The organism is Streptomyces sp. NPDC016640, from assembly GCF_043076215.1.
Taxonomy (GTDB): domain Bacteria; phylum Actinomycetota; class Actinomycetes; order Streptomycetales; family Streptomycetaceae; genus Streptomyces.
On record NZ_JBIBRG010000002.1, the window covers coordinates 319539 to 330817 of the forward strand.

7 protein-coding genes are annotated in these 11279 nt (G+C 75.0%); all 7 read right to left on the bottom strand.

Annotated elements, in window-relative coordinates:
* Positions 1 to 61: 61 nt before the first annotated feature.
* The gene (locus ACF07S_RS05065) at positions 62 to 1408 is read right to left on the bottom strand and encodes an FHA domain-containing protein (RefSeq protein ID WP_391973456.1); all 1347 of its coding nucleotides are present in this window, start codon (positions 1406 to 1408) and stop codon (positions 62 to 64) included.
* 83 nt (positions 1409 to 1491) lie between these two features.
* Positions 1492 to 2838, bottom strand: a complete 1347-nt coding sequence (locus ACF07S_RS05070) for a VWA domain-containing protein (protein ID WP_391962213.1) — start codon at positions 2836 to 2838, stop codon at positions 1492 to 1494.
* 110 nt (positions 2839 to 2948) lie between these two features.
* The gene (locus tag ACF07S_RS05075; protein ID WP_391973457.1) at positions 2949 to 4562 is read right to left on the bottom strand and encodes a PP2C family serine/threonine-protein phosphatase; all 1614 of its coding nucleotides are present in this window, start codon (positions 4560 to 4562) and stop codon (positions 2949 to 2951) included.
* 3 nt (positions 4563 to 4565) lie between these two features.
* On the bottom strand, positions 4566 to 7160 hold the full coding sequence (locus ACF07S_RS05080; RefSeq protein WP_391973458.1) for a tetratricopeptide repeat protein: 2595 nt from the start codon (positions 7158 to 7160) through the stop codon (positions 4566 to 4568).
* The gene (locus ACF07S_RS05085) at positions 7157 to 8518 is read right to left on the bottom strand and encodes a hypothetical protein (RefSeq protein WP_391973459.1); all 1362 of its coding nucleotides are present in this window, start codon (positions 8516 to 8518) and stop codon (positions 7157 to 7159) included. Before ACF07S_RS05085 ends, ACF07S_RS05080 begins: the two co-directional genes overlap by 4 nt.
* A 105-nt stretch (positions 8519 to 8623) precedes the next feature.
* Positions 8624 to 9697 (bottom strand): glutamate ABC transporter substrate-binding protein, encoded by a 1074-nt coding sequence (locus ACF07S_RS05090; RefSeq protein WP_391973460.1) that lies wholly within the window; start codon positions 9695 to 9697, stop codon positions 8624 to 8626.
* Between the two features lie 35 nt (positions 9698 to 9732).
* Complete coding sequence (locus ACF07S_RS05095; RefSeq protein WP_391973461.1) at positions 9733 to 11181, bottom strand: hypothetical protein; 1449 nt, start codon at positions 11179 to 11181, stop codon at positions 9733 to 9735.
* Positions 11182 to 11279: the final 98 nt, after the last annotated feature.

Here is an 11279-nt window from a genome sequence, read left to right on the forward strand (position 1 = left end):
ACCCGCGCAGCCCGTACGTCCGGCCGGTGCCCGGCCGAGGCGTCCCGCCGGAGCGGGTGGCTCAGCCCCGGCGGATGGTGATCGTCGTCCAGGCGCCCACGTGGACCCGGTCGCCGTCCTGGAGCGGGACTGGGACGAACGGCTGGATCGATTCGTCCGAGCCGTTGACCGTCGTGCCGTTCGTCGAGTTCTGGTCGACGACCGCCCAGGTGCCGTCCGGCTGCTGGACCAGCACCGCGTGCTGGTGCGAGACGCCCGGGTCCTCCGGCGGTGTCGACAGATCGATGTCGGGGGTGTCGCCGGTGGAGTGGCGACGGCGGCCGATGGTGATCTGGTTGCCGGTGAGCGTGCGCTGATGCTCGGGCGAGTACGCGGGCAGGTTCAGGCCCGCGGCCTCGGGACCGGAGCGCTGCATCATCGCCATGAAGTACTCGCGGTCCGGACCGATGGTCGCGGTCCAGGTCACCGGGCCCTGGGGCCGAGGGGGCTGCTGGGGGAAACCGCCGGGTCCGGGCGGCGCCTGGGTCCCGCCGGGCTGCGGGTAGCCGTAACCGCCGCGCGGGCCGTGGCCGCCGGGTCCGCCGTGACCGCCCGGGCCACCGGACGGCGGGGAGATCACCCAGTCGTCGTCACCGCCGCCGAAGGCCGGGCCGCTCGGCTGCGGGCGGCCGGTGTCCTGCGGGAACCGGGGCGGGGCGGGCGGCCCGGGCTGGAACGCCTGCGGAGCACCGTGCGGCCCACCGTGACCGCCATGACTGCCGTGACTGCTGGGGCCACCGGGCCCACCGTGACCGCTGGGGCCGCCATGCCCACCGGGCGCACCATAACCACCGGGTCCACCGGGTCCACCAGGACTACTGGGCCCACCAGGCCCACCAGGACCGCCGAATCCCCCCGGTCGGCCGGGGCCGGGCGGCCCGGGCGGCGGCGGTACCGATCTCGAGAGGTCGCCGCCGAACCCGGGCGGGCCCGGCGGGATCGGCTCGGCGGGCCGGTTCACCTGCGAGGGGCGCGAGCTCTGGTAGCCGTAGGAGTCACCGTCGCCGTACGACGGGCCGGGCGGCTGCTGGAAGGGTCCGCCGGGACCGGGCGCCGGCGGACGCGGAGCCGCCGGGGTGTACGAGGTCGCCGTGTTCGTCAGGAAGTTCCACCGGCACTCCTCGCAGAACGGCGCCCCGCCCTCGCGGGGCGTACGGCACTGCGGGCACAGCTCCGGGGGACCGCCGAAACCGCCGGGGCCTCCCTGACCGCCGGCACCGGCGGGGCCGCCGGGCGGGGGGAATCCGTAGCCGCCGCCCGGCGGGGGCGGAGGGGGCGGAGGCGGGGGCACGGCACCCGCCATGCGGTGGCCGCACACCTCGCACCAGTCGTCGGAACCCGACTGGTGTCCGTTCGGGCAGGTCGGCATGTCGGCGCTTCCCCCTCTCCTGGTCCGGCCGCCTCCGGCCGGATTACTCCGGCCCCGAGGGGCCGGGCTCGTTCACTTCCGGGTCACTTCTTCACGCGAACGGTCTTGGTGGACCGAGTCTCGAGCGTCATCTCGTCGGCCTCCTCGACCTTCGCCTTCAGTCGCACAGTACCCGTCGCGGCGTCGACCACGTCCACCACCTTCGCAAGCAGTTTCGCAGTATCCGCGTTGCCGGACGCGCTCGCGAGCTGAACGGCACGACCCAGTTTGGCCGTCGCTCCATCGAAATCACCCTCTTTGCGCAGGTCGAGTCCCTGCTGGATGACCCGGGCCAGTTCGGCCTGCCCGGTGTAGTGGGCGACCTGGGGGTTGATCGACGTCGAGGCGGCCACGTCGTCCGTCCACACGGCCCGTACCAGCCCCTGCGCGCCGAGGCTCTGGGCGCTGCCCTCGGGCTGCGGGATCACCAGTGAGATCCGGGCCGCCAGCATCTCCTGGCCGACGCCGGCGGGCGGGACCTCCACACAGACGTGGTAGTCGCGGGACTCGTCCCCCCAGGAGCCCAGCGGGTAGTCGCCCGCGCGCGGGCCCGCCCCGGTGCGGCGCCCGGTCAGCTCCTCGACCGCCGGCGCGACCTGCTTGACGAACCGCACCGCCGTGCCGACTGGGGTCCACAGCCGCAGCGAGACGTCCGCGACCTCCTTGCCCATCGCCGTCTCCATCATCCGCGCGAAGTCGGCGGCGAGGCCGGCCGGGTCGGCGACGATGTCGGCGGTGCCCAGGAGGGCGGAGGCGACGGCTGTGACTTCTTTCACTTCCCAGTCGGTGCCCACGCCCCGGGCGTCGCAGGTGAAGCGTCCGGCGCAGGCGTCCAGGGCCGCCTTCAGGTCCTTCGCCGACTCGTGCTCGTTGCGGCCGTCGGTGAGCAGGATGCCGTGCCGGATCGCCACGTCCGCCGACGCCAGCAGCCGGTCGGCCAGCCGCAGCCAGGTGCCGATCGCCGTGCCCCCGCCCGCGCCCAGTCCGCGCAGCGCCTGCTTGGCCCGCTCGCGGGTGCCGGCGCCGGCGACCGCGAGGGCGCCGCCACCCGGGTACACCTCCTCGGCCAGGTGCGTGCCGCCGACCACCGCGAAGCGCACGCCGTCGCGCAGCGCGTCGATCGCGGCGGCCGTGGCGTCGCGGGCGTTGCGCATCTTGGCCGGCGGATAGTCCATCGAACCCGAGCAGTCGACCATGAGGACCACGGCCGCCGACGGTCCCTCACCGGGCGAGTACAGGTGGGGTGCCGTCACCGTGCTGCCGACGGTGCCGCCGCCGGTCGCGGTCACCGTGACGATGGCGTTGACCTCGCGGCCGCCCTCCGGCAGGTACTCGTTCTGGTACACGTCGACCGAGAACCGCGGCACGTTCGATTTCGATAAATTGGCCATGCCTGTTCGATCCCCCTTGGGTGCCCCGGCGGCGCGGGGCGACGACGGATGACGGACCGGTCCCCTCCGGTCCGTCGAGGCCTGCCCTCAGAGGATTCCCGTACGCGGCCTCAGGCCGATCCTGCCCCCTGCGGGACGGCGGGGAACGGTACGAGGGCCACTGTTACGTTGTCGTGGCCCCCGCCGTCGAGGGCGTGACCGACCAGGACCCGGGCGCTGTGCAGGGGCCGTGCGTCGGCGTCGGCCGGGACGGCCCGGGCCATCTCGTCGGCCGATTCCGCGTAGTTCCACAGGCCGTCCGTGCAGACCACGACCACCCCGGGCCGGTCCGGCTTGAAGGCCGCGGTGTGCGGTTCCAGGTCGTAGGCGTCGGCGCCGAGCCAGCCGGTGATCGCGTGCGCGCGCTGGTCGGCGTACGCCTCGGCCTCGCCCATCAGACCCGCGGCGACCATCTGCGCGGCCCACGAGTCGTCCTCGGTCAGCCGGGCCGCCGGGGCGGAGCGGTCGACCGGGATCCAGTAGGCGCGGCTGTCACCGACCCAGCCGACGACCAGCACACCGGCCGTCACCACCGCGCCGACGATCGTGCAGGCCGGGGCGTTCTGGTGCGGGGTGTGCTCACGGGCCGCGGCCGGCTCGTCGGCCAGCGCGTTGACCGCGTCGGCGGCGGCGAGGATCGCGTCGTGCATCGCCTGCTGCGGGTGGGTGCCGCGCGGCAGCGCGGCGAGCAGCGTCTCGCTCGCCGCGCGGGAGGCGGCCAGCGAGGCCTCGTCGGGGCGGGTCGCGGAGGAGACGCCGTCACAGACGATCGCCACGGAGGCGGGGGAGCCGTCCGGCAGCGTGGTGGTGCCGACGGCGAAGGCGTCCTCGTTGCGGTGGTGGCGCAGGCCGCGGTCGCTGACCGCGGCCATCGGGCCGCATTCCTGTTCCATGTGGTCCCGTTCGCGCGGCTGTGCGTGGCCGCAGTTCTCGCAGTAGCCGTCGTCGTCCACCCGGCCCGCGCGGCAGGCCACGCACACCGCCGTGCCGCCGGCGGCCGGCGCGGACTCGGCGGCCACGCGCGGGTCCGGCGCCTGGAGCGGGTACTCGTCGGACCGCGCGGGCGGTTGGACACCGCCGGGCCGCTGGGCGGGGGAGGGGGAAGGAGCCGTGGACGCGTCCGGCTGGGGGCGGCGGTCGAAGCGCACACCGGACGACGGGGCGGGGGGCGCCACCGGTGGCGGCGGTGGCGGCGGCACGGCCGCGCCCTGCGCCGGAGACGGCGGCGGTACCGGGGCCGCCGGGGCCTGAGCCCGGGCCGGAGACGGGGCCGAGGCGTGCGGCGGGACCGGGGCCTGGGGCGCGGCGGGGGTGTCCGCGGCCGGGTGGCGGGGCGCCGCGGGGGCCGGGTGCGCGGGCCCACCCGGCAGGGGGGAGCCGCCCGAGTCCGTGCCGGGCAGGTCCGTCGGCCGGTGTGCCGGGGGCGCGCCGGCGGGACCGTCCTGGCCGGGCGTGGGCCAGGACGGTGCGGCGGGCGGCGCCGACGGGGGCCGGGGGTGGGCGGGACCGGTTGAAGTCCGGTCCGGCGCCGAGCCGTTCATGGCGATCGTCGGCTCCTCCCGCGGCCGTGCGGGAACCACCGACAGGTCGTATCCGCAGGCACCGCAGAAGCGGTCACCCGACTCGAGGGGTTCCTCACAGCTCGGGCACTTCGACAGAGCGGCCTGCTGGGGCATCTGCGACATCAACTACACCCACGTCCGGGGGCGGTAACGATTGGCACGTTCCACCAGGTCGATCCTCTCCTCGCCGCTTGCCGCCAGCCGGGCCAGCGTGCGGTACGAACGCTCCAGGCCGAAGCGCAGACCCCGCTCGTCCAGGCCGCTGCCGAGCAGCGTCCGCCCCCCGGCGGCGGGAGGGGCGGAACCCTGGCCCCCGGAGAGTACCCAGTCCAGCGCGCAGCCGAGGACCTCGGTCGACAACAGCTCGCGCCGAGCCGGGTCCAGACCGTACGCCTCCAGGGCCTCGACCTGCCCCGCGGCCGCGACCAGGTCGTCCAGGAACGGTACGTCGGCGGCGGCAGCCGTGCGCCCGCGCAGCCGTGCCCTGACGGCCGCCACCCGCGCGGCCGTGCAGTGGACGGAGGACTCCGGCACCGACTCCAGCGTCCGCACGGCGCCGCGCCGGTCCCCGGCCGCCAACCGCACCCGGGCCAGCCCGAACGCGGCGCTCACGTAGCCCGGGTCGGTCGACCACACCAGGCGGTAGTACTCGGCCGCGTTGTCCAACTGGCCGAGCACCTCGGCACACAGAGCGAGCGCCAGCTTCGGCGCGATCTCCCCGGGGAACGCGTCGTAGATCGCGTCGAAGGCGAGCGCGGCGCCCTCGTGGTCGCCGGTGACGAGCGCCGCCACGCCCCGGCACCAGACCACCCGCCAGTCGTCGGGGTCCTGCTCCTCCAGTGCGCCCAGCGCCTCCAGCGCGGCGGCCCGCTCGCCGGTCTCCAGCCGGGCGCGGATCTGCCGCAGCCGGGTCTCGGTCGACGGGGCGGGCGTGGCGGCCAGCGCGTTGACCAGCTCACCCGGCGCGGACGCCAGCAGACCCGCGAGGAAACCGGCGTTGGGGTCGGAGGGGTCGACGTGCGGCACGGGGAGCGCGAACGCGGCGGCGGCGCAGTCGACGGGCCCGACGAGAGCGGCGGGCACGGCGGGGGAGCCGGCGGCGGGCGGCAGGGCGCGCGGTCCCGCCCTGCGGGGGCGCGGGGCCCGGGCGCCCAGGCGGGAGACCTCCCCGTTCAGCGCGGGGAACAACTCCGTGTCCGTCACCCGCAGTTCCGGGCCGAACAGCGGGGACAGCGCGGGCCGGGCCCGGCCCGACCGGAGGGAGACGACCTCGCGCAGCACACCGGTCAGCTGCTCGGTCATCTCCTGCGCCGAGGTGAACCTGCGGGCCGGGTCCGGGTCGGTGGCGCGCACCAGCAGGCGGTAGAACGACTCGTACTGCCGGAAGACCTCGATGGTGTCCGGGTCGGGCAGGGAGTCCGCGTAGACGTTCGTGTAGCCCTGGAAGTCGAACGTGAGGACGGCGAGCGTCCGGGCCACCGTGTACAGGTCGGACGCCACGGAGGGACCCACCTCGGCGACCTCGGGCGCCTGGTAGCCGACGGTGCCGTAGACGGCCGACTCCTCGTCGTCCATCCTGCGCACCGCGCCCATGTCGATCAGCTTGAGCTGGTCCTCGGTCTGGATCGCGTTGTCGACCTTGAAGTCGCAGTACAGCAGGTTCCGGCTGTGCAGGTGGCCGAGCGCCTCCAGCGCCTCGACGCCGTACGCGCACGCCTGCTCCACCGGCAGCGGGTCGCGCCTGCCCTGCGGGGTGCGCCGGGAGTTGGCGATCTCCTTCAGCGACTTGCCGCCCAGGTACTCCATGACGATGTAGCCGTCCAGGGAGCCGGTGCGCTGGTCGAGGTGCTCCACGAAGTTGTAGATCCGCACGATGTTGGCGTGCTCGATCTCCGCGAGGAAGCGCCGCTCGGAGATCGCCGCCGCCATCGCGTCCTGGTCGCCCGTGTCCAGCAGCCCTTTGAGCACCACCCAGCGGTCCGAGACCGCCCGGTCCACGGCGAGGTAGACCCAGCCCAGACCGCCGTGCGCCAGACAGCCGGCCACCTGGTACTGGCCGTGCACGACGTCACCGGTCCGCAGCTTCGGGACGAACGAGTACGGGTGACCGCACTTGGTGCAGAAGCCCTCCGTGCGCCCCGGCCGGCCGCTGCGGGCCCGGCCCACCGGCGCCCCGCAGTCCGAGCGCGAGCAGAAGCGCTTGCGCTCCGGCACCTCCGGGTCGCCCAGCACCATCGCCCGCGGGTCCGGGCGCGGGATCGGCGGTACGTCGACCAGTCCCGCGCCGAGCCGGCCCCGGCCGGAGGAAGCGGCGGCGGCGCCGGAGCCGCGCACCGACAGCGAGCGGCCCGTGGCCCGGCCCGAGAGCGAGCGGGAGAGCCGGCCCGAGACCGAGCGGCGGGACCGCGACGACTGCGACGACGTACGGGAACTGCGGCCGGAGGCACGGGAGTCGTGCGAGCCGGCGCCGCGCGGGCCCGCGCTGTCCGGGCCCCGCGGGTTCCTTCCGTGGACCGTGATGCCGGTCGGGGGCGAGCCCACCATGCCGGTCGGCGACACGACCGGGGCCAGACCGCACGTGTCGCAGTACAGCTCCCCGCCGCCGACGTCCTCGTACCCGCCGTCGCAGCCGGGGCGCTGACAGGCGGGCCGCGCCCGGCCGCCGCCCTGGTCCACCGGCCGGCTCCCGGTGCTCCCGGGCCGGCTCGCCGGCTCGCTCATGGTGCCGCCTCGCCCTCGTCGCCCATGCGCCCGGCCCCCCTCCGGTCGTCGGGAGCGCCCTGGCCCGGCACCCGCGGTGCGGTGCCGAGCAACTCCGCGACCGCGTGCTGGTAGCGCAGCACCGCCTGGCCGGCGGCGCGCAGGTCGCAGGGCGCGCTCCACAGCATGCGGCGCGCCTTCTCGTACCGCTCCACCAGTTCGGGATCCTCCGCGCAGCCGAGCCGGGCCGCCTTCGCCTTGTACGCGTCCAGCCGGCCGCGCAGTTCCGCGCGCACCGCGAGGGGCGCGGTCACCGCCGTCAACGACTCGCGGGCGCGCAGCAGTTCGTCCTCCGCCTTCTGCTCCAGCGACTCCAGCAGCGGGGACAGGCGGTGCCACTGGGCGTGCCTGCGGTACTCGGCGGCCGTCGACAGCTGCTCCTGCAGCACGGTCGGCGGACCACTGACCACCGGTACCTCCGTCGCGGCGATCTTCGCCAGCACCTCGCCGCGCGCCGTGCGGGCCTCGGCGAGCGTGCGGTCGGCGCGGGACAGGACGTCGCGCAGCCGCACGATGCGCTTCTCGGCGTCCTGGCGGACCGTCAGCACGGCGTCGATCTCCCGGCGCACGTCCTCCAGGGCCCGTGCCTCGCGGTCGTAGACCGTGGTGTCGGGCCTGCCGCCGCCCGGCGCCGAACTGCCCTCCGCCGGCTTCCAGAACGCCAGCGGATCGGACACCACCTGCTCGCGCAGCCTGGTCAGCGTGCGGGTGATCCGCTCCAGGTCGTCACCCGCCGGATGCTCTCCCGGGCGCACGCCCACGGAGTGCGCGAGCCGTCCGGTGCGCTGGAGTTCGGCCGCCAGTAAGTCGATCCGCGCGGGCAGCGCCGACCACACCGCGTCCGCGGCGACGACCATGTCCAGCGAGGACGCGTACAGCTCGTTCATCCGGTCGACGAGCGCGGCGAGCGAGCAGCGTTCGCCGAGTGTGCCGGGGGTGGCGGGGAGTGCCGGTGCGGGAGCGGCCGCCGTGGTGCTGCCGGCCAGGGTGACCGGCTCGCCGCGCAGCAGCTCCGTCAGCTCGGCCAGGTCCTCACGGCTGGACCAGCGGCGGCGGGCCCGGATGTCCCGGGCCGCGCGCAGCGCGTCCGAGTACGCGTCGAAGCACGCCCACAGCAGCGTGATCGACGCCTCCGTGGCCGCCCAGCGCCGCTCGGTGAGGCCGGTCAGGCGCGCGCCCTCCAGGAGTCTTCGGCCCGCGTGGTCCTGCAGGGCGAGGAGCGAGGTCTCGATCGCCTCGTGCTCCGCGCCGAGCCGCGCCAGCGCACGGTCCACCTCGTCCCGGTCCATCACCGGCCCGGTGGGATCCGTGTCGGCCATCGATCACCTCTCGCTGCGGGATGTGTGCGGTCGTGGTCGGTCGGTCGGTCGGTCGGTCGGCCGGTCGGTCTGCGGTTGCCCTGTCCGCCGCTTCGGGCGGCCGGGTCAGCTCTCGCGCTCGTACTCGGGGGGCGGCGGCTCCGACGGGGAGGAGTCGTCGCCCAGGGTCGCCGACAGCCACGTGGCGTACGAGGCCTCCCAGCCGTTCGCGGTGTCCTCGCGGAAGTCCACCAGGATCCGGTTCACCCGGCGGACCAGGTCGTCCGCGTCCTTCTTCATCGCCACGCCGTAGTACTCGGTCGTGAAGGCCTCGCCCTTGAGCTGGACCGTCGGATCCTGCGCGGCCTGGCTGGCCGCGAGGGCACCGTCGGTGACCACCGCGTCGACCTCGCCGAGCTGCAGCCGCACCAGGCAGTCCAGCTGGCTGGGGACGGTGGTGCGGATGTCGGCGGACCGGGGCAGCCGGCCCGCCTTCCTGTCCGCCGCCAGCTGCGAGTACGCGGTGGAGCCCGCCGCCGTGCAGATCTCCCGGTTCGCGAGGGTCTCGTCGTACCCCCGGACCGGTGAGGACCTCGGGGCCAGTACCTGCTGGCCGGTCTCGAAGTACGGTGCGGAGAACGCCACGTCCCGCATCCGCGCGCAGTTGATCGTCATCGTGCGGACGACCATGTCGACCCGGCCGGCCCGGATCGCCGGAATGCGCTGGTCGGTGGGGATCGCCTTGAACTGGACCGCGTCCGGGTCGCCGAGTATGTCCTCGGCGATGCGGTGCACCAGGTCGATGTCGAAGCCCTCGAGCGTGCCGCCCCCGTCGCCGTTGGGGTCGCGGTAGCCCCAGCGGTAGCTGTTCTGGTCGATGCCGACGATCAGCTTGCGCCTCTCGCCCTCACGGCTCTTGATCGCTTCGATGGTGGGACCGTCGGCGCCGGAGGGGGGCAGGGTCTGCTTCTCCGGGGCCGTGCAGGCTTCGGCCGCTTCCCGCGCCCGTGCCTCCGCCTCCGCCTCTGCCTCTGCCCGTGCCTGTGCCCGCGCGGTGTGGGAGGCGGGTTCGGTGGGGCCGGGTGCGGAGCCGGTGCAGGTCAGGAGCAGGGCGAAGACCACGGCCAGGGCACAGGCGGTGGCCATGGCGCCCACTCCGCCCCAGCCCCTCAGCCGGGCCCGCAGGTGTCGTGCCGTCATCGTCGTGGCCCCCTCCGGGTTCGGCGTGCGCCCGTTCACCGGTACTCCGACAGCCTGCGGCCGATGCCCAGTACGGCACCGGCCGCGCCCAGCACGGCGAGTACGGCCGCGCCGAGCGGCAGGCCCGTCAACGCGTCCCGGCCGTCGCCCGCCGCCCGCTCGAACTCGGTCTCCTCGTGCGCGAGCGCGGCGGCCAGGTCCCCGTCGACGTTGTCGAAGCACTCGACGGTCGCGCCCTCGCCGCCGATCACCATGTCCAGCGCCTGCTCGTAGTTGCCGTTCTCGTCCTGCGCGCGGGCGGCGGCGTGCCGCTTCTTCCACTCGGTCGTGTTGCCCACCGCCGAGGAGACCGGCCGCTCGCCGGTGTCGTCGTCCGCGAGTTCCTGCGCGCGGGCCAGGCCCTCGGTGAGGGCGTCCATGTCGCGGGCGAAGTCGTGGTCGTAGGCGTCGACGGTCTCGTCGCCGGCCTTCACCGTCTCGGCGCCCCGCGCCACCAGGGTCAGGTTCTCGTTGCCGCGGGCCTTCAGGGAGGCGATGCGGGCATCGTGCAGGACGTCGAGCGAGCGGACGCCGTGGTCGTAGGAGTCGTGGAGGTTCGAGCGGGCCAGGGTGTGGCCGACGGTCAGCCAGAGCAGGACCGCTGCCGCCGCCGCCGTGGCCGCGACCAGGCCGTGGTTGAGGACCCGGTTGGTGCGGAGGTAGGTGCGGCGCTGGGCCCAGGCGAGTGCGGCGAGAGTGAGGACGCCGAGGGCGATGGCGGGCCAGGGGTAGGGGGTCGCGTCCGCGTAGTCGGAGCGGAGGCGTCGGTTTTCCTCGGCGTAGAGGTCCTCCGCCGCCGGGAGCATCTCCTGCTGCATCTTCTCGTTCGCGTACCGCAGGTAGGCGCCGCCCACGGGGAATCCCTGGCGGTTGTAGGTGCGGGCGCGTTCCACCAGGCCCTTGTACTCGGGCAGCAGGCGGTTGAGTTCGGTGATGGTGGCCGCGGACGGGGAGCCGGGTGCGGAGTGGGCCGCGGCGTTGACGAGTTTGGCGGCGGCGGTGCGGATGTCCCGCTCGTAGCGGTCCCGGGAGGCGGCGGTCTCCTGACCGCCGGCGAGGAAACCGCTGGACGCCGCGGTGTTGGCGTCCGCGAGGGAGCGGTAGATGTCGGCGGCGTCGGAGGTGAGGGGCTGGCTGCTGGTGAGGACGTCGTCCGCGGCCGCGGCCCGGTCGGTCGTCTGCCAGGCGGTCACGGCGCCGAACGCGACGACGAACGCGGCGAGGAGCGCGCCGATGACGCGGAGGCGGCCGGGTTCCGTCGTGGCGGCCCTGCGGAGGCGGTCCGCGGTCTCGGCGAAGGCGCTGCGGCGGGCCTCCGGCGGTGGCGGGGCGGTGGGGACGGGCGTGGTCGCGGCGGGTGTGGCGGGGGCGGGGTGCGGGGGGACCGGAGGGAGCGGGGGTGCGGCGCTGTGCGGTGGTGCCGGGCTGTTCGGTGTGTGTGTCACGTGACCTCCCCCATGGTCATCCCTCGCGGCAAGTATCGCCGCCGGGACCGGCATCCGCACCGGCCTTGGCACGATCTTGGTCCGATTGCGCTCGATTG